Raw genomic sequence first — 19,147 nt, 5'->3', positions numbered from 1 at the left:
GTTGTATTGGATCTGTTTTAAATATAAGGTAAAATAATTCATAAAACTAATATATGTTTTTGTAGTTTGCATATAATTTGATTATGAATCGAGGCGATCTGCATGAACCTGCATGCACTAAGACTATTTTATTATGTTGCCGAGACGGGCAGCGTCACGAAAGCGGCTGCACGGCTCAATATCAGCCAGCCGGCGGTTACCAGCCAAATCAAGAAGTTCGAGAAGGATTTGGGGTTGCCTTTGTTTAACCCCAGCGGCCGCGGTATTTCACTTACTTCCTTTGGAACAGAACTGGCGAAGCAGGCAGGGAATCTCTTCACCTATGAGGAACAAATGGATGAATTTGTAGAAGACTACCGCCAGGGCAAAAAAGGGAAGCTGCGTATCGCCGCTACTTATCTGCCGGCTAATTTCCTGGTTCCCGGCTGGGCTGCCAGATTCAAAGCGGGACATCCAGGGATTGAGATCGAGATTACAACAATGAACTCCCAGCAGGCCTTTGAGCAATTGCAGCGGCATGAAGCAGACGTTGCCTTCTATGGGGGCGGAGCCAAGGAGAAACCGGAGGATGTCGAATGGCTGGAGCTTTTCGAGGATGAGCTGTGGTTCGTGGTAGCCCCTTCCCATCCCTATGCAGACCGTACGGTTTCACTGCCGGAGATGATGCAGGAGCCGTTCATTATGCGGGAGGAGGGCAGCTCAACAAGAGAGCGCCTTGTCTCGTTATGTACGACTTATGGCCTGAAGCCGCCAGAGGTCGCACTGCAATTCAGCGGACTGGGTGAAGCCATCCGTTCAGTAATCGCGGGGTATGGTGCAAACTTCATCTCCTCTCTCGCAGTGCACGAATATGTGGAGTGGAAGCAGCTCTCCCGTGTGCATGTGGAGGGGATTCACCTAAGCAACCATATTGCTGTCTGCACGCGTAAGAATGAATCCCTGCCTGCCGCGCTGCAGCAGTTTATTGATATCTGCCGCCAATGAGTAACAGATAAACAATAATTAAATATCATGTTTCAATCTAAATATATTGATAAACGATAAATTATGTGGTAAATTAAACTCACAATTCTGAAGTGAGGTGCTTTTACAATGAAACGCAAACCAGGGTCGACCACTTTTTTGAAGGCAGTGATTGTGCTGTTTGGATTGGCTGCACTTGCTCTATGTGTATTTGTAGTGCCGGAGATCGCGGGGTTTGCAGCAGAGCTGTATCCGGATATGGCTTACATACAGGCTCTCGTGATGATCGATCTGTACGGGGCGGCACTGCCTTTTTACATCGCACTCTATCAGGCCTTTAAGCTGTTAGGCTACATCGACCAGAACAAGGCATTCTCGGATACCTCTGTACAGGTGCTGAAGAATATCAAGAACTGTGCAGTCGCCATCAGCGGTATGTTTGTTATAGGCATGCCCCTGTTCTATCTGATGGCGGAGAGGGATGATGCCCCGGGGATTATCGTCATCGGAATGATCATTATCCTGGCTTCCATGGTGATCGCTGTATTCGCTGCAGTGCTCCAGAAGCTGTTGAACGAAGCTATTGAACTAAAATCTGAAAATGATTTGACAGTCTGAGGTGATGACCATGGGGATTATAATCAATATTGACGTGATGCTGGCGAAACGGAAAATGAGTGTAACTGAGCTTACGGAGAAGGTGGGCATAACGATGGCTAACCTGTCTATACTCAAGAACGGCAAGGCGAAGGCGATCCGGTTCTCAACGCTCGAGGCAATCTGCAAGGCATTGGATTGTCAGCCGGGAGATATATTAGAATACACTCCGGAAGCTACAGAATAAAAGGGAGCGGGGAACGAGGAGAGGACGATATTGAAATCATTGGTACGGCTGCTGCATTTCGGCTATCATCACGCGATGAGCTGCATTTTTCCCGTTGCGATCTTTGGAACCCTGATACTTACCAGTAAAGTAGAAGTGCCCTTCATCCACCGGTATGATGCCATTCTGCTGATCCTGCTGACCGTGCAGTACCTTATGTACCGCAGCGGGCTGGAGACCCTCGATGAGATCAAGGTAATCTGCGTATTTCATGTGATTGGTCTGGTGCTGGAGATTTATAAAATAAGAATGGGCTCATGGGCATACCCTGATCCGGGATACACGAAGCTGCTCGGGGTACCGCTGTACAGCGGATTTATGTATGCCAGCGTGGCAAGCTATATGTGCCAGATCTGGCGCAGGCTGAAGATGGACATGACCGGCTGGCCGGGGCTGGCCTCTGCGGGATTGCTGGGCGGAGCGATCTACCTGAACTTTTTCACGCACCACTTTATTCCGGATTTCCGCTGGTGGCTGACGGCGCTCGTGGTAATTGTTTTTTGGAGGACATGGATCATCTACCGGGTGCAGGAGCGGACGTACCGGATGCCGCTGACGCTGGCTTTTTTCATTGTAGGCTTCTTCATCTGGATCGCTGAGAATATCGCTACCTTCTTGGGTGCCTGGAAATATCCGGACCAGCATGAAGCCTGGCATCTGGTGGGCTTCAGCAAGATCAGCTCATGGTTTCTGCTAATTATCATCAGCGTCATTATTGTGGCTCAGCTTAAGCATGTTAAGGCAGGGCGTTCATAATTCAGGACGTTCATAATTCATAATCAGCACTCTTCACTAATCGGCTAAATGTGTCGATAATAATTCTAAACATTCACATTTAGGAGATGCTTATGGATAACTTGGCAGCATTGGTCGCAGCAGCACCTTTCTTCAAACAGATTCACGCACAGGATATTATGATCGGCATTACGGACCGGGAAATATTCCATTATTATGCACCCAGTAAAGTGCTGGATTTCGGCTTAACCAAAGGAAGTCCAGTTTCGCCGGATGATCCGTCCCTCGGCAATGCCCTGGCCGGACGCGCCACGACAAACCGTCTGTCACCTGAGCTGTATGGAGCAACTGTAATTTCTTCGGCAGTCCCGATTTACGGTACGGAGGGAGAAGTGATCGGGGCTTTCGCAATTGCCTATACGCTGGAAAATGAAGATAAAATGGAACAGCTGACGGAAAGCATTAATCAGATCAGCGGCCAGCTTGTGGATATGGTTCAGAATGTGGCGGCCCAGTCTCAGGAGCTGTCGGCGACAACCGCGCAGATTCTGGACAATTCCCGCAAGACGGTGGAAGAGTCCAAGCAGGTGAATAAGGTTGCCGGATTCATCCGGGAGATCTCCGAGCAGACGAATCTGCTGGGCCTGAATGCGGCGATTGAGGCTGCGCGGGTCGGAGAGCAGGGGGCAGGCTTCGGTGTGGTGGCGACAGAGGTCCGCAAGCTGTCGGTGCATACGAAGGAAGCTACGAAGTCGATTGAGGATTCTCTTAGCACGGTACAGCGCTCGATCCGGGAGATGGAACAGGAGATTGAGGCAATCGCCAAGTCTTCCTCGGCGCAGGCTGAGCTCGTTACCCAGTTCAGCGATGTCATTGAGAAGCTGAATGAGACCAGCGGTGAGATGGCCAGATTCATTTCATCCGTAATCCAATAAAATATCATAAACAAGGCGGCCGTTAGGTTAACGGCCGCCTTGTTGTATTCAGGAAGGCGTCAGGAATTAGAACTGCACGGAGGATTGGCATTCAGGTGATCGATCTGCTGCTCCAGCACTGCGCCAGCTTTGCCCAGAAACTGAGTAATCAGCAGGAGCTCTTCTTCCGTATATGAAGCAGCCAAGGCAATCATAGCCGAATGAAGTGTGGAATATGTCTCTATGACATCCGCTTTATGCTCATACAGCGGAACGATAATCACCTTGCGGCGGTCACCCGGGTCATTTTCTCTGCGGACATAGCCGGTTTTCTCCAGCCGGTCGATTAATGCGGTGACGCTGCCGGTAGTCAGTCCGGTTAGCTTCGACAGTTCTCCGGCGGTAATCGGACCTTTTTCACGCAGGATATCTACGGATATGAAGTCATTATTGTATAGTCCGAGGGCGGAGGCCACATTCTGCTGGTATTGTACTGTCCGGGTTCCCAGTCCGCGCATCAGCAGGGTGAATTGTTCCTGGAGCTCTGTCGGCTGAACGGGTTCTTGGCTGGACATGAGTAGTCCTCCTTAGGGAGAGATAGATAGCTTGGACGCGCCAGATTTGCAAATTTAAGATGTTTGGCGGACGGGTTAATGATTCATTTTATTGTAGCGAATCGCTTCATTATTTGCAAAAAGAGAATCTATCGGACAGTACTCCGCGTCCAGAAAGTGACGCCGTTCAGAGGGTAGGACATACTTACGCCGGTTCCGGCCTTCCCTGCGGATACCAGTGACAGACGGTTCCCGTCCGGCTGAAGTGTGAATAACTGCTCAATATGATAGACACCTGGCGGAGGTGCAGATTCGTAGAGGTTAAGGATTACACCAGCGGCAGTTATTGCAGTAATGTCTGCTTCATGTACACCTTCTACTCCATATTCTATTTGCATGGGCTTGCCGTTCTTCAACCCATAGGCATCCACTTTAACCGCGAAGCGTGCCGAGCCGAACCTGAATTTGCCGAAAGCCCGGACAGCAAAGTTACGGCAGGTTCTGTTCCGCAGCAGCGCAGGCAGACCTAATCTGCGCAGCACAGCAACAGCGGAGGTAGAGATGCGGGAATCGAAGCAGAGCCGGGTGGAAACAGATGGAACGCCTAAAGTTACAGGCAGAGTCTGCTGATCAGAGAAGGGAAAGCGGTAGGCTGTCCGGGTCCGCAGATCAAAGCCGAAGTCGGTGGACTTGCTCCCGGTGAAGCTTGAAGCCGTGCGCGCTTTGCCGTGTTCAGTAATCTCAAAGGCTGCACCCAGATTATCCACTGTCCACTCCAGTGCAGCTTGTCCGTGACTGTCTCCAAGCCCGAGCATTATGGAGATGTCAACGGACTCGGTATGCTCCAGTTCCTGCATGGCCCGTGCCGCGAGCAGGTTGGTCAGCCCTGGAGCCAGGCCGACACTCAGCAGGGCTGCAGCCTGGAGGCCATTCTTCACCGGGTCCAGCTTCTGCAGCTTGCTGAGGAACTCGCCGCTCGCCGAGACATCTACATAATGCGTGCCGCTCTGTAAGCAGGCTTCTGCCAGCCGGGTATCCTGCTGGTCCAGGCACATCACAACCAGCTTCACCCGTTCAAGCAGCCTCTGGTCCAGCGGCTCCTCTGCCGCCAGACGCAGCGGCTTCACATAACCGCCGGTACTCCGGGAGAATTCTTCGGCACGTTTCAGGTTTCTTCCCGCCGCATAGACCTTCCCGGGATGCTTCCCGCCAAGAAGCCGGCAAATCTGTGACCCGACATGACCATAACCGCCGATGACTATAATATCTGTTTTCATTGTATCTTCTCCGTCCTTGAATATTGAATGTAAGCTTACCTGCGATATAATAGGAATTATGTTTCATTATCGGGATTTCAAGGACGGGAGACCATCCCACATATGTGGGATTTAGAGAGGACACCAAGATGAACGAGGCGATGAAAAGCATTCTACAGCTGGACCCGGCCCGGGGCGGGAGAGCTATGAATTCACAGCAATACAGGGAAGCGGTTATTGCTAAACTCCGTTCTATTATCCCGTTTGCCGCGGCCTGCTGCACAACAGTAGATCCCCATACGCTTCTAACCACCGGGGCAGTCACGGAGCAGGGGCTCGCAGCTGTGCACTCTGTATTGTTCGAATATGAATATCTGCATGAGGATTATATGAAGTATGAGCACTTGGCTGAGGCGGAGCTTCCGGTAGCCTGCTTAAGCGGAGTTACCGGCGGAAGCCTTGAGAAGAGTCAGCGTTACCGCAAAGTACTGCAGCCCGCCGGGTTCGGAGATGAGCTGCGCGCAGCGCTCATGGCAGGCGGGGTCTGCTGGGGCTTCCTGACGTTATTCCGTCCGCTGGATAGCCTTCCGTTTCAAGCGCAGGAATGTGCCCGGATCGCTTCCGCTGCTCCGCTGATTGCTGCCGGACTGCGCAGTTACGCCACATCGCAGCCCGGCAAGGATTCGGACAGCGGGGCGCCGGAAGATAACGGAATTATGATGCTGAATGAGCGGCTGGTTCCGCTGAGTGCGAATGCAGCGGCGAATTATTGGCTGGAGCAGATGCAGAAGTTCGAACGTCTGGATACGGGAGTATTGCCGGGTCCGGTACGGGCCGTGTGCTTACGGGTCGTAGCGGAGGAGAGAGCTTCCGGTACTGTCCCTTCAAGCGCTAAAATATGCCTTCAAACCGGGGATGGGACTTATCTGACCGTTACAGCCAGCAGGCTGGACGGTCCGGAAGGCATGCTGGCCGTTTCATTTGTAAATGCCAGATCCTCCGATGTATTCCGCCTGCTGGCCGATGCCTTTACCTTAACCGCACGCGAGAAACAGCTTGCAGAGATGCTGCTGCTGGGGTTATCCACCAAGGAACTGGCGGAGTCGCTCCATATCTCTGCTTATACCGTTCAGGATCACCTGAAGTCAATCTTTGCCAAAGCAGGCGTGTCCAGCCGCCGGGAGCTGATCAGCAGGCTGCTGTCACGATAAGAAGAGCGGGGGTCCTGATGAATCATCTTAAAGATAGGATTAGACTTGTGCGTATGCGTATGGATGGAGGTATCGGCTGAACCTATAACTTCGGCCCGAATACAAAATTGTTGTATAAAATACAACATTTTCCTCATGATTTCGGCTCAAATCCAATAATGTTGTACAAAATGCAGCAATTCTCCTCCACCATGCGGTTTAGCGGGACAATTGTTGTATTTCTTACAACAATCGGCCTGAACACCCGGGTATATACCAATACAAGTTGCAAAACGTGCAACATTTATGTCTACAAAGCTTTTTATGTCTACCAAGTAGTCTCCATTCTGCCGGCGCCATTCCCACAGTGCTTGGAGCAACAGTCTGTTCGCGCAGCATTCTCACATAGTTCCACTATCAATCTATCAATCCATCCATCCATCTCAATGTAAAAAGGGGTCTCAATAGCCATTTCTGGCGGTTGAGACCCCTTTATTCCTTTATTAATGATAATGATGCGTTGCCATTACCCTTTATTTACTGACGCAAAGTCTTCAAGGCGCCGCTCCAGGCCAGAACCTGATCGAGCATGGCATTAACGTTGGCGGTATGCAGATCAGCCGGTTTGAAGACGGAGCCGTTCTCGAAGTCAGTGAACAAGGAGAGCAGAGGGTGTACGCGAACATCCGCTACGGACAGCTCGCCGAGAATTCCGCGTAAATGCTCAGCGGCGCGGACGCCTCCGGCTGAACCATAGCTTACGATACCGGCTGCCTTGTTGTTCCATTCTTCACGGGCGGAGTCCAGGGCATTCTTGAGTGCTCCGGTAAGACTGTGGTTATATTCCTGTACGATAAACACGAAGCCGTCCAGTGTTGCCAGCTTGGCTGCCCACGCTTGGGCTTCCGCATAGCTGTCGGTTTCACCGAGAAGCGGCAGTTTGAAGTCGGCAATATCCACGATTTCGTAATTGGCATCTCCGCGTGCATCTGCAATACCTTTCACCCATTCGCCTACCTGCGGGCTAACGCGGCCTTGGCGGGTACTTCCCAGAATAATTCCGATGTTTAATGTTGTCATTGTAATTCCTCCTCGAATGTGGTTGTAAGTTTTTTGAAGTATCTCTTATGTTTTTATTATAGCTTATAACTTAAATAAAGCAAGTTATTTTTAGAAACTATTATTAGGCGAATCTTACTAGACCGATATACTTGAAAAGACAGATATACTTGAAAGCACCCGGTCATCAGTGTGCAAAGCGGTACCATTTACAATGCTGTATGTATTGCAGCTTCCGGTAGCGCACCCGTTAACTTTTGTGGAGGATGGCCTGAATATACATCTATTAAGGTTTTGCTCCCATTATGTCATGATGCATAACATTGACAGGTGTATTTTAGGCGAAATTACAAAAGGAATGGATTTGTAATTGATTTTAGTAGCGAAATCAGTTTAAAATATACACAACAAGTTAGTTATTCTAACATATAATTAAATCATCTTATGCATTCATAGCGAATTGAGAGGTGGAGCGGTCATGATAGAGGAAAAGAAACGGCAGGAACAACTGGAGCTCCCGCGTGATTGCACCTTCTCGCCAGAAGACTGGCGTATACTGGCCCAGTATTGGTACCCGGTGGCGGCCGCAGATGAGGTTCAGGATAAACCTGTTCCGGTGAAGCTGCTGGATATGAAGCTGGTATTGTACCGCAGCGAAGGCAAGGTGGTCATTGCCCGGGACCTCTGCTTCCACCGTGGAGCGCCCTTAAGCAAGGGCTGGGTTGAGAACGGTGAGATTGTCTGCCCGTATCACGGCTTCCGGTATAACTGTGAAGGAAAGTGTACGGCGGTGCCGGCGCATCCAAGCAGCAAGATCTCACCCAAATTGAAATTGATTGTCTATCCCGCCGTGGAGCGTTATGGCCTGATCTGGACCTGCCTTGGTGGCGCGCCGGAGCAAATCCCATCTTTTCCGGCCTGGGATGATCCCGACTACATTAATATTCTAATTCCGAGCTTTGATATTGCCGGTTCCTCCGGGCGGCAGATGGAAGGCTTCCTGGATGTATCGCATTTCGCTTACGTGCATACGGCAACCTTCGGTGACCGCAACAACACAGAGGTCCCCCAGTATAAGGTATGGCGTGAAGGGGATACGGAGCTGGTAGCGGAGTATTGGAGCACAGTCAGCAACTACGGCAAAGGTCAGGAGAACCCTGCACCCGAAGGGTTCATGTGGCTGCGCGAGTTCCGCGTCTTTGCACCGTTTGCCGCTTCGCTGACTGTCTATTTCCCGGATGAGGGCAGGCTGAAGATTCTGAACTGTGCATCCCCGGTATCCGCCCGCTATACCCGGCTGTTCTGCCCGATCTCCCGTAACTTTGACAAGAGCGCCCCTGTAGAGGATACGATCAAGTTCAATCTGCAGGTGTTCCAGGAGGATGCGGAGATGGTGGAGTCGCAGACTCCGGAGGATCTGCCGCTCGATCTGCAGGCGGAAGCCCATATCCCGGCAGACCGGACATCGATTGCCTACAGACAGCTGCTGACCAGCCTGGGACTGGGCAAGAATTATACGTCTTAACCGCAGGTGTAATTCCTTCGAACCGTTGTTTATACGAATAGAAAGCAGCCCGATGGTCAGCGAATGACCGGGGCTGTTTTTTGTGTTTAGTTATTATATTCTAATTCACTGATGTCGCAGCATTCTGAAAATTGGAAGTGTGCTATATTGAAGGAATAAATTAGGTTTGAGGTGAGCAGATCTATGGAAATCGAATTGAATAGACTATTCGCAAGAAAAATGGGGGTTATGCTTGAAGCCAGGCTTATCTGGTACAAGCATTATTACTTCTTTTGTGATGAAATAATTGAACAGATGGATAAACCGCCATATTGGATTATGGACCTGGCAACCCAAAAGTACATTGGGGACGCTATAAGAATAGTGAATACGTACGCATTCTCAGAACCCTTTGAGGCTTTTCCGGATACTGTATACGATCTGCATATTGGCTGTCTCTATTTGCGGTATGAACGTAAGGAAATCTCATGGGCCTCCTTTTTGGCGGACTCCGGTAGATTCGCTGACAGTTACCAGGCAGTGAAGCAACCCTGTGAATTTTTTTATTATATGCTTAATGATTATGAGGATCATGAATACTGGAGCCCGTTAGAGCGTGAACAGGCGGAGAGTGTGGAAAGAGAGTTTCAGAGTGCTATTGCTGAGGCGAAAAGGCTGTATAGCCCATTTGTTGATTATTTCCGTAACTATGTTGCCGGCCAAAGGGGGAAGTGAATCTCAAAAAAGCTTCAATAAGCTGGCGGATGACTGTATAGAAGCGGAATGAAATAAATAACAGTAAAGTTTGAATATATAAAAACTATCCATGGAGCTTGAGTGGTTGCTTTAGGTAAAATATGGTGGTTGGGATTCCGGTACAGGAAATCGCCGCGCAAATTAGATTTGGAGGAGATATTATAAACTATATTGAGGTTGCCCAAAAAAGTACTGCACACTTACTTCCCCTGGTATCAGAGTTGTACGGGTTATACGGCTATGAGTTCGGGCAGATTGAGGCGCATGAGGGTGGGCGTAATATTGTATACACCTGTGAAAAAGCAGGCGCCAGCCCCAAAATACTCAGGTTCGCTTTCCTGCCTGACCGGAGCCGCGACGATTTCCTGGGTGAACTGGAGTATGTCCGCTACCTGTATGAGCATGGAGGCAGCGTCGCGAATGTGATCAGCTCCCGGAACGGGAATCTGCTGGAAGAGATTACTCACGATAATCACAGGTATTTTGTCAGCCTGTTCACTAAGGCCGCAGGAAAAATGCTGGTGGAGCATCATTACCGGTACAGGGAAGGTGTGCCCATTACCGAATATTATTATAACTGCGGTAAAGTACTGGGGAAACTGCATCAGTTATCCAAAGAGTACACGCCGGTCCATCGCCGGTATAGCTTTTTTGACAAATACAATCCCGCATATCTGGATGAGCTGATTCCTGAATCCCTGGCCTTGCTTAAGGGGAAGCTGATTGAGCTGCTTAGCACCCTGCGAGAAGTGGAAGCGAACGGGGAGACTTTCGGAATGCTTCATTTCGATTACAATGACGGGAATTATTCAATAGATTATGATACCGGACAAATTACCGTATACGATTTCGACAATTGCTGTTTCGGCTGGTATATGTTTGAGCTGGCAGCTCTCTGGACACATGGAGTGGGCTGGATACAATTTGAACCCGATCCCGGTAAACGTAAGGAATTCATGGCTGATTACTTTGCAACCGTTCTCGCAGGGTACAGGTCAGAGACCCGGATTGAACCAGCGGTGCTGGATCAGTTGCCTTTATTCATCCAAGTTACCCTGATGGAAAGTGTTGTGGATGCCTTCGAGGTCATGCGGAATAACGGCGGGGAACCGGAATGTGACGGGCGGCTGTCTTTTCTCATTAAATGCCTGGAAGACGATATTCTGTATAACGGATTTTTCGATGAGATTTACTCGTGCGACGAACCGTTTGAGTATGAAGGATGAAACAGATGCCGTCCCCCGGAGGACGGTATTGCCGTTTTTATCCGCGAAATTAAAATAGGTTGATAACCTACGTAATTTGTGCTTTAATTCAGTAGTACAATTTACGCCTACAACAAATGTGAGGAAGTGACCAATCGTTAGTCCTTCTATGGCAACAGCTGGAGCAAAGACCTCTTGTTATGCATATTATTGAAACGTGATGTAATTCTTTCTGAAATACAAGGAGCTAGAGACCACTTATGAAAAAATCATTTGATATCCGCAACAAGCCTATATTGCTGTTCACTTTTCTCTTGCTGCTCAAGAGTGGGGTGGCGTGGTATGTTGTTTTTAATGACGGGCCTAACTGGGGCACCATGTTTACGGAAATTCCATTTTTCCTCATTGTATTCAGTCTCATCGAGTGGCTGGCACGCAAGCGGAAGATTCTCTATTATATGGTGGCCAATCTTTTTATAACGGTCATTTATTTCGCTGTGCTGATGTACTACAAGTATTATGGCGTCATTGCGACATATCATGCGCTGCAGCAGGCCGACAAAGTTACGAAGGTTGGGGAGAGCACCTATTCCCTCATCACTCCTTATTATCTGTTTATCTTCGTGGACGTCGTGTTCTTCCTGTTCCTGATGTTCCGGCCGAAATATATTTCGCGCTGGAAAGAAAGAGGTACCGTGCGGATGAGCCGGCCGGTGCTGACAGTGATCACTGCTGTCTCCATCGGACTGTGTATCTTCAATATCTGGCCGAACCATGCGAGCATGAATGAGATCAAGAAAGCCGAGAGTATGGGCATCCTCAACTACGAGGTATATACCCTGTTCGCCGATACTACGGAGAAGGAAGAAATCATCGACAGCAAAGAGATTACGCAGACGGCTGTGAATGAATTGAAAGGCATTACCGTGCCAGAGTCCCCCCAGTATTTTGCTGCCGACCAAGGCAAGAATCTGATCGTGGTCCAGATGGAATCCTTCCAGAACTTCCTGGTCGGCCTGACCATTGACGGACAGGAAGTTACGCCGAACATTAACAAGCTTGTGAAAGACAATACTTATTTTAATAATTTTTATACGGATGCGGGTCAAGGTACAACCTCGGACGCGGAGTTCGTGGTGAATACTTCTTTTTATGTGCCCAAGAATGAGCCGGCGACTTCTTCCAATTATATGAACAAAGCACTACCGAGTCTGCCGGGTCTGCTGAAATCAAACGGCTATCATACGTATACCTTCCATACCAACAGCGTGGATTTCTGGAACCGCAAAGAACTCTATGCAGCCATCGGATTCGATAAGTATTATGATCAAAGCTTCTATGGGGACGATGACCATATTGCTTTTGGTTCTTCAGACGAAGTGCTGTTCGCCAAAACCGTACCCGAGCTGGCCGCTCTGGATGCGAAGGAAGAGCCGTTCTATGCCATGGTAATCTCCATGAGTGCTCATCATCCTTTCCGTCTGCCGGAGGATAAGCTTAAGATGACTCTGCCTGAGCAGTATCAGGGGACCTTGCTTGGCGACTATATCCAGTCCCAGAATTATGCGGATTATGCGATGGGGCAGTTCCTGGATGAACTTAAGGCCAGCGGAGTGTGGGACGACAGCCTGATTGTATTTTACGGGGATCACCAGGGTGTACCGCTCTATGCGCTTGGCGATAACGAGAAGGATTGGCTGAAAGAGCTGATCGGGTATGAGTACGGTTATACGGATATGTTCAATATCCCGTTCATTGTGCACTCTCCGTCCGGAACGCTGCCCGCTGTAATTGAGCATACCGGAGGACAGATTGATATTCTGCCGACTGTAGCCAATCTGCTGGGCGTCTCCGTGCAGAATCAGCTTCACTTCGGGGAGGATCTGCTGAATCAGGAGACCAATCTGTTACCGGTCCGGCACTTCCTGCCGACGGGCTCTTTTATCAATAATTCAAGTATTTATGTAACCGGAGAAGCCTACGCAGACGGAACCAACTTCAGCCAGAAGGATAATTCTGTGATTGCTGGCGGATCGACTGAAGCGCAGTTCAATAACGTGCAGAAGCTGCTGAATATGTCTAACAGTTACCTTGAGCAGCTGCCGGACCGTCCGGATGTTCAGTCAGAAGAATAGGTTTAGGTTTGAAAAAAGGCAGACCCAAAAGCCGTAATGGCTGGCGGGTCTGCCTTTTTTGTAAGCTACACAGTATAATTCTCCAGGGAAACGATCCATTTGCCGTCCTGATGCTCGATGGTGTGCAAGCCGGTATAGGAAGCCGGGAATTTACTGCCGCGGTTGTTCCAGTCTAATTCTTTTATAATATGATAGATAATATTAATGACTCCGCCGTGAGTAACAATCATGAGGTTACCTTCCGGATGGCGGTTGGCCTGTTCTTCGCATAAGCGGCCGAACGCTTCCTTGATACGTGTGAAGAACTCCAGCGGGCTTTCGCCGCCGGGATAGCGCTCGTCCATCCGTAAACCGGAGAAATACAAACCCGGAAACCGTTCATTTACGATTTCGTTCGGCATGCCGGCGATCACGCCATTATTCATTTCCCTCCAGTCCATACTGCGCTCGAGCGGCAATCCGAGCTCTCTTGCCAGCTCACCAGCCGTATCCAGAGCCCGCTGCAGATCGCTGCTGACAATACGCTTTATGTTAAATGAAGACTGGTTATCTTGAAGATAGCGGCCGAGCTTCTCGGATTGTCGGTAACCTTGCGTGATAAGTCCCCGCTGGCTCCATCCGCCACGGAATCCTTCATCATCTTTGCCGTGTCTTACCAAATAAATCGCCAATTTTCCTTCGGCCTCCTGTTCTGTAGAGAGTAAGCATGCTTCCTTATGCGGGATGCCCTGCTAAGTTTATCACTCACTTTCCAGATTTATCAAGAGGGGAAGTTACAACCGGGATAACAAAGCTTGACAAAAGCCGGACACGGGCCTGCTTATACAATTCAGGTCAGGGAATTACTTAATTCGCCGGCGTGAATACTACCCGCTGCTGACTGCCTGCCGGAGTATTCCACACTTCTTCAATCTTGGACAGCGGAAAAGCAATAGGGTTCGCAATGAGCTTGCCTCCAGCAATCGCATCGATGAGCGCCGGGAATTCGGCCAAGTATCCGGCTGGAGTCACAGACCCTTGACCGCTGCCGATGATCTGGAAGTTGGCCGAGCGGAGTGCGGCAGAAGGGATAGCGGCATCTGCTCCGGCAACGGAACCAATCTGGATCCAGGTCAGCAGCCGGCTGCGGTCAGACCGGCGGGTCAGCAGCGGAATCATAGCCAGTCCGGCAGGCTCGCCCCACAGATAGTCAAGAACGATATCCACTTCCGAAGCCACCTCGCCGAGGCGCCGGGCAGCTGCTTGCGGATCACCCGCAAGTGACACCGTTACATCCGCGCCAAGCGGCGTAAGCGAACGGAGACGCTCCGGGTCCCGCCCGGCAGCGATAATCTGACTGGCCCCCATAAGCTTGGCGATCTGGACCGCCATCTGTCCGGAATTGCCGGTTGCTCCCAGAATGAGAACCTTGAACCCCGGCTGTGCCTGAACCCTGCGGCGCAGGGTCACCCAGGCTGACATGGCCGGATTCATAGCGGCAGCGATGAGCACAGGATCGGCATGAGCGGGAATTGGCACACTGCGCCGCAGGTCAATTACAGTTTTGTCGGCAAAAGAGCCTAGAGCAGTATCTGTTGTAACGAAATAGACCAACTGACCGTCCGGCAGCCTGCCTACCCCGTCAACACCAGGGATCAGGGGTAATTCATCCGTACTGGTGTAGTGAGAACCATTGGCTTGTGCCCGTACCCGGAGATGCAACCCGGCTGCAAGCACATCAACTAGAGCTTCATGTTCTCCAGAGGGAACCGGAGTATCGTGAATTTCATATTTCGGATCTGAATCGAAGGATCGTACAACAACAGCATACATAATATTGGCCTCCATTTGCCCCATGGGCGAATTTTGTTTGTGACACAAACTAAAAAGTTTGTAATACAAACAATATAGTTTGTTTCACGTACAAAGTCAACGGCGATTATGATACAATGTGGACAGCAGGTTAGATAAATGATGAATTCCGGAGGGGCGAATATGAGCAGTTACGATGATTCTTTTGATAAACTGGATGATCTGTCGATTGTGGACAGTCTGGTGCAGCTATCCTTCCTGATCCAGAACATTCTCGCCAGAATAGGGGCGGAGCATGATCTCTCGATCATTCAGATCCGTCTGCTGGGTATCCTGAGGGACCGGGAACCGGGTATGCTGCAGCTGGCCAAGCATCTGGGACTTGATAAATCCAGTATTACCGGACTCGTGGACCGTGCCCAGCGCCGCGGACTGGTGGAGCGGACCGTGTCACCGGCCGACAAGCGGGGATTCAACGTGAGGGCAACTGCGGCAGGGTGGCAGATCATTCATGAAGTCGGAGAGCAGATTGAACGTCAGATTACGGAGGTAACCGCAGGTCTTACTGAAGCGGAACGTGCACAGACTATTGCTCTTGCCAGTAAGATTCTGATTACTGCGCCTGGGGCGAGTCGCTGAACAGAAAGAAGGCCATCCGCAAAGGATGGCCTTAGAAATTTCAAAGGATAGCTCAGATTATTTATAGACTCCCCGATAGCCTTCGGGTAATAATTCTGCTATTTTTTTCATTATGTATGAGAGGGTGGACTCTTCATATTCTTTTTTATCCTGCTCCTTCGCCCGCTGAAGCAATTCGAATTGTTGTCCGATCTGGATATGCACATCTGCCTTATTGAACGTTTCCGCCTTCATATCGCCATCTTGATGAATAGGTAAAAGCTTCTCTGTCCCATATAACCCGACAGGTACAATGGGAGCTCCGGTTAATCTTGCTATAAGAAGGATACCTTTCTTCGCTTCAATCAAACTGCTGGCTCTGCTTCGGGTTCCTTCCGGGAAGATCAGTAAGCTTTCCCCTTGTTTAACAAGCTTGATTATCTTTTCGAGACCCTCTTTGTCAGCGGTATTGGGCTTAATAGTTGTAGTCTTAATTACATTAACACCGATGCTGGTCACTGCATTATTTGACAGCTTTTCACCTGCTACAAAAGTCGGATCAATCGCTTTTAGAGCTTTGTCCAGCACTAATCCATCCGAATTGCTTAGATGATTACATACAAAAATAGTCGGTGTTTGTATTTCTTTTAAGTTTTCACTGCCGGTTATATGTATATTTGCATATTTGTTCAGGTAATTATTAATAATATTTCTCGATATGGATGTGACCCATTTATCCGGCAAAAAATTTATGATTCTTGCCGCTGTAGCGGTAATCATATACGTATCCCCCCAATATTCACCTGCATCAAGGATACCATATCCTGACATGAAGATTAATGTCTATTGGAAGAACGAATAAAGGCCGCCATCACTGGAAGCCTCTATGTATCCTACTCCATCTCCATAGTGCCTTTAACCCTTGCTAAATATTCAGCATAATAGAACAGCAGTATACCCAGGAGAAAAAATCCGCATCCAAGCAAACCCTCTTCGGCCATCCGGGTAAGGATGGTTGTAAATTCATTATCCCCGGTACGAATAAGCAGTTTTGTCGCTTCTACACCTCTTGTCAGCGGGAAGAATTCAGATAATGTGTACATCCAGTCCGGCATATAAGAACGCGGGAAGCTGGCTCCGCTGAACAGGAGCAACACGCTTGCAAGCAAATTGGACCAGATATGCATCGAAGGCGACCAGAGCGCAAAGCTTGAGATCACAAACCCAAGTCCGCAGGCGGCGGAAATGGATACGGTCCACACGAGGCCAAGCCATGCAAGCTGCTCTCCCGAGAAGGTAAGCCCAAAGATCAGCATTCCGAAAGCGAGTCCAAGTGCTGCCGTGAACAGGCCGCTGACAATATGAAAGATAGCCCGGGCAAAGAAGACGGCTATTTTGCTGGCAGGGCTTGCCACTACCAATTGCAGTGTACCCATCTGGCGGTCAGAGTTAATAACGGTCATCATGCCGAAGACAGCGTTCATCACGCATAACAGAAGCGCATTCGAAACCACATAACCGGCAAGATTGCTTCCCTGGAAAGCGTATTTGGCCAGCATTGCGAAGAAGAGCAATTGGCTTAACGGGTTAATGACCATAACCATCAGGTAGACACCGGGATTAAGCCAGCCGAACAGTGCTTTGAACGACAGGTGCGCATGCCGGTAAAACCGGGCAACAGATTCCATTTTAGAACACCCCTAAATTTCCATTTATTCTGGCTCGTTTCTCTACAAGCCGGTAGTAGGCAAGAGAAATAACGAGATAAAAGACGGTTAACAGCAGCAGTACTCCCCAAGCAACAACAAGCTCATCCTGTTTCATATCCTTCCTGCTAATGATTCTTAGTAATTCAATGGCCCAAGTAGGGGGCAGCACCCAGGATAAAGGCTTGACCCAGTCTGGAAGTACGGAGACCGGAAACATAAAACCGCATATGAGATACACCGGATATTCCAGCATGTTCATCAGGGCATAAGCCTGACGGGACAGCGTAAAAGACATGGCCAGAAAGAAGGAGAAGACCGACAGTGCGCATAGGACAAATAGGTAAGCAAGTATGAATTGCAACGGATGCCCGATAATCACTGGAACGCGGTAAATGACGATTAAATAAAAATAAGAAATCAGTATGGATAATATTCCCCATAGAGTGTTGGCAATAATTTTGCCGGCCAGCGTAAGCCCGAATGGGGTAGGGGCTGTGAACAACAGCTCTAAAGTTCCATAGTACTTCTCACGGTTAACATCACTGGCGGAAGAGAATACGATGGAGGACCAAAGGGTAATGAACCCGGAGCCCAGCACAACATACTTAAAAATTTGCTCCGCAGAGGAATTTCCATATACCAATATCGCTATGGTCGAGAACAGGAATGGCATCAGGAAGATAATAAACTGGAACATTGGACGGGCGAGCGAGAGCTTCATATGTACTTTAATCGTATGGAGTAAGGATCTCAGATCCGGTGTAAGGGTGTAACTCATGAGGCATCCCCGCCTAATATTTGAATATAGACATCCTCTAAAGTAGGCGTTGTAATCGACAAATTCGCCATTCTTACCGGGCCTGCAATATGATACAGCTCCATGATGAGCTCTTGGGGAAGTCGGGTTTGAATTCGCAATCGCAATCGCTGCAGCTGCTCCGGCTGATCAATTTGCAGATGGAGGGTTGCCGGATGCGCCGTGATTATCGCCTGTTCCTCCTCCGTAAATTCAGTGATGCTGCAGGTTACAACGGAAATTTGATCGATTCGCTTCTTAAGCTCCTCTGGAGTGTCCAGTACAGAAATCAGCCCTTTATCTATAAAAGCTATCCGGTCGCAGAGCTCATCCGCTTCAGGCATGTAATGCGTAGTGAGCAGAATCGTCGTACCTTGCCGCTTTAAATGATGCAGAATATCACGCAGCTGCCTTGCGCTCACCGGGTCAAGCCCGATCGTCGGTTCATCCAGGAACAGAATTCTCGGCTCATTCACCAGACCGCGGGCAATCTGCAGCTTTTGCTTCATGCCCTTGGAGAAGGTTTCGACTCTGCGGTGGGCAACTCCGGTCAAACCTACCAGCTCCAGCAATTGTGGAATCCGGCTCTTCTGCACCTGGCGGGGGACTTTATATAAATCTGCAAAATAAGCGAGATTATCATAGGCCGATAACCGCCAATACAGATTGCGCTCTCCACCGAGAATAAAGTTGATCTGTGAGCGCAGCTTCTTGAATTCCTTCACAGGGTCAAGCCCGAGAATACGGACCTCGCCGGATGTCGGCGTTAGCAGCGTGGTCAATATTTTTATCGTTGTTGTTTTACCAGCGCCGTTCGGACCTAATAACCCGAGAATCTCCCCTTCACGCACAGAAAAGCTGATACCCTGAAGAGCCTCGACAACCTTTCGCTTTCTTCTGAAAATGCCTTCCTCGGTTTGATAGGTCCGCTTCAAATTATGAACCTGGATGATCTCTATGCTCATGTAAGATAACCACCTTTATAATATAAGATAAACGTCTAATATTAAAATACCATCCCATTTCTATTTTAGGCAAGTACATTTTTTATGATGAAATGAAAAACGACCACCCGGTTA

20 protein-coding genes are annotated in these 19,147 nt (G+C 49.3%); 11 read left to right on the top strand and 9 right to left on the bottom strand.

The features are described 5' to 3' along the window. Positions 1 to 102: 102 nt before the first annotated feature. The 5 genes from NYE33_RS27410 (at position 103) to NYE33_RS27390 (ending at position 3,516) form a co-directional block, all read left to right on the top strand. Positions 103 to 984 carry a LysR family transcriptional regulator gene (locus NYE33_RS27410; protein WP_341068381.1) on the top strand — a complete coding sequence of 294 codons (882 nt, stop codon included), beginning with the start codon at positions 103 to 105 and terminating at the stop codon, positions 982 to 984. Between the two features lie 108 nt (positions 985 to 1,092). Beyond that, a complete protein-coding gene (locus NYE33_RS27405) occupies positions 1,093 to 1,581 on the top strand; it encodes a DUF2975 domain-containing protein (RefSeq protein ID WP_039308893.1) in 489 nt (162 codons plus the stop codon). 10 nt (positions 1,582 to 1,591) lie between these two features. Next, positions 1,592 to 1,807 carry a helix-turn-helix domain-containing protein gene (locus NYE33_RS27400; RefSeq protein WP_042135991.1) on the top strand — a complete coding sequence of 72 codons (216 nt, stop codon included), beginning with the start codon at positions 1,592 to 1,594 and terminating at the stop codon, positions 1,805 to 1,807. A gap of 30 nt (positions 1,808 to 1,837) precedes the next feature. Continuing rightward, positions 1,838 to 2,602: a DUF817 domain-containing protein gene (locus NYE33_RS27395; RefSeq protein WP_076246759.1), complete on the top strand. Its 765-nt coding sequence runs from the start codon at positions 1,838 to 1,840 to the stop codon at positions 2,600 to 2,602. Positions 2,603 to 2,694: 92 nt separating this feature from the next. After that, a complete protein-coding gene (locus tag NYE33_RS27390) occupies positions 2,695 to 3,516 on the top strand; it encodes a methyl-accepting chemotaxis protein (RefSeq protein ID WP_042135993.1) in 822 nt (273 codons plus the stop codon). A gap of 59 nt (positions 3,517 to 3,575) precedes the next feature. Here NYE33_RS27390 and NYE33_RS27385 read toward each other — a convergent pair whose 3' ends face one another. Together NYE33_RS27385 and NYE33_RS27380 are read right to left on the bottom strand one after the other, a co-directional pair. Beyond that, positions 3,576 to 4,070: a MarR family winged helix-turn-helix transcriptional regulator gene (locus NYE33_RS27385; protein WP_042135995.1), complete on the bottom strand. Its 495-nt coding sequence runs from the start codon at positions 4,068 to 4,070 to the stop codon at positions 3,576 to 3,578. A gap of 128 nt (positions 4,071 to 4,198) precedes the next feature. Beyond that, a complete protein-coding gene (locus NYE33_RS27380; RefSeq protein ID WP_341068378.1) occupies positions 4,199 to 5,326 on the bottom strand; it encodes a saccharopine dehydrogenase family protein in 1,128 nt (375 codons plus the stop codon). A 128-nt stretch (positions 5,327 to 5,454) separates the two neighbouring features. Here NYE33_RS27380 and NYE33_RS27375 point away from each other — a divergent pair, with 128 nt between their 5' ends. Continuing rightward, positions 5,455 to 6,516, top strand: coding sequence for a helix-turn-helix transcriptional regulator (locus NYE33_RS27375; RefSeq protein ID WP_341068376.1), 1,062 nt, complete (start codon positions 5,455 to 5,457; stop codon positions 6,514 to 6,516). A 516-nt stretch (positions 6,517 to 7,032) separates the two neighbouring features. On the opposite strand, the gene NYE33_RS27370 is transcribed toward NYE33_RS27375, so the two are convergent. Further along, positions 7,033 to 7,575 carry an NADPH-dependent FMN reductase gene (locus tag NYE33_RS27370; RefSeq protein WP_042135999.1) on the bottom strand — a complete coding sequence of 181 codons (543 nt, stop codon included), beginning with the start codon at positions 7,573 to 7,575 and terminating at the stop codon, positions 7,033 to 7,035. 457 nt (positions 7,576 to 8,032) lie between these two features. On the opposite strand from NYE33_RS27370, the gene NYE33_RS27365 reads away from it, so the two are divergent. From NYE33_RS27365 to NYE33_RS27350, 4 genes are all read left to right on the top strand, one after another. Continuing rightward, complete coding sequence (locus NYE33_RS27365) at positions 8,033 to 9,079, top strand: aromatic ring-hydroxylating dioxygenase subunit alpha (protein WP_340987766.1); 1,047 nt, start codon at positions 8,033 to 8,035, stop codon at positions 9,077 to 9,079. A 183-nt stretch (positions 9,080 to 9,262) separates the two neighbouring features. Next, positions 9,263 to 9,793 carry a hypothetical protein gene (locus NYE33_RS27360; RefSeq protein WP_341068373.1) on the top strand — a complete coding sequence of 177 codons (531 nt, stop codon included), beginning with the start codon at positions 9,263 to 9,265 and terminating at the stop codon, positions 9,791 to 9,793. A 242-nt stretch (positions 9,794 to 10,035) separates the two neighbouring features. Continuing rightward, positions 10,036 to 11,040 carry a phosphotransferase enzyme family protein gene (locus NYE33_RS27355; RefSeq protein WP_341068371.1) on the top strand — a complete coding sequence of 335 codons (1,005 nt, stop codon included), beginning with the start codon at positions 10,036 to 10,038 and terminating at the stop codon, positions 11,038 to 11,040. Between the two features lie 239 nt (positions 11,041 to 11,279). Next, a complete protein-coding gene (locus NYE33_RS27350) occupies positions 11,280 to 13,154 on the top strand; it encodes an LTA synthase family protein (RefSeq protein ID WP_341068369.1) in 1,875 nt (624 codons plus the stop codon). A gap of 65 nt (positions 13,155 to 13,219) precedes the next feature. On the opposite strand, the gene NYE33_RS27345 is transcribed toward NYE33_RS27350, so the two are convergent. Beyond that, positions 13,220 to 13,825: a histidine phosphatase family protein gene (locus NYE33_RS27345; protein ID WP_336101603.1), complete on the bottom strand. Its 606-nt coding sequence runs from the start codon at positions 13,823 to 13,825 to the stop codon at positions 13,220 to 13,222. A gap of 175 nt (positions 13,826 to 14,000) precedes the next feature. Continuing rightward, positions 14,001 to 14,966 (bottom strand): quinone oxidoreductase family protein, encoded by a 966-nt coding sequence (locus NYE33_RS27340; RefSeq protein ID WP_341068366.1) that lies wholly within the window; start codon positions 14,964 to 14,966, stop codon positions 14,001 to 14,003. A 162-nt stretch (positions 14,967 to 15,128) separates the two neighbouring features. Between NYE33_RS27340 and NYE33_RS27335 the strand changes: the two genes are divergently transcribed. Then, complete coding sequence (locus tag NYE33_RS27335) at positions 15,129 to 15,584, top strand: MarR family winged helix-turn-helix transcriptional regulator (protein ID WP_042141050.1); 456 nt, start codon at positions 15,129 to 15,131, stop codon at positions 15,582 to 15,584. Between the two features lie 57 nt (positions 15,585 to 15,641). On the opposite strand, the gene NYE33_RS27330 is transcribed toward NYE33_RS27335, so the two are convergent. The 4 genes from NYE33_RS27330 to NYE33_RS27315 form a co-directional block, all read right to left on the bottom strand. Further along, entirely contained in the window at positions 15,642 to 16,343 is a 702-nt protein-coding gene (locus NYE33_RS27330; protein ID WP_076246741.1) for a lysophospholipid acyltransferase family protein, read from the bottom strand. Between the two features lie 113 nt (positions 16,344 to 16,456). Continuing rightward, positions 16,457 to 17,251, bottom strand: a complete 795-nt coding sequence (locus NYE33_RS27325) for an ABC transporter permease (protein WP_042136007.1) — start codon at positions 17,249 to 17,251, stop codon at positions 16,457 to 16,459. Position 17,252: 1 nt separating this feature from the next. After that, on the bottom strand, positions 17,253 to 18,050 hold the full coding sequence (locus NYE33_RS27320) for an ABC transporter permease (RefSeq protein WP_340946644.1): 798 nt from the start codon (positions 18,048 to 18,050) through the stop codon (positions 17,253 to 17,255). Then, positions 18,047 to 19,033 (bottom strand): ABC transporter ATP-binding protein, encoded by a 987-nt coding sequence (locus NYE33_RS27315; RefSeq protein WP_042136012.1) that lies wholly within the window; start codon positions 19,031 to 19,033, stop codon positions 18,047 to 18,049. The genes NYE33_RS27320 and NYE33_RS27315 overlap by 4 nt, the downstream gene beginning before the upstream one ends. Positions 19,034 to 19,147: the final 114 nt, after the last annotated feature.

The organism is Paenibacillus sp. FSL R10-2199 (genome assembly GCF_038000235.1).
Classification (GTDB): domain Bacteria; phylum Bacillota; class Bacilli; order Paenibacillales; family Paenibacillaceae; genus Paenibacillus_AQ; species Paenibacillus_AQ phytohabitans.
Note: the sequence above shows the minus strand (reverse complement) of the source record. Positions and strands in the feature narration are given on the sequence as shown.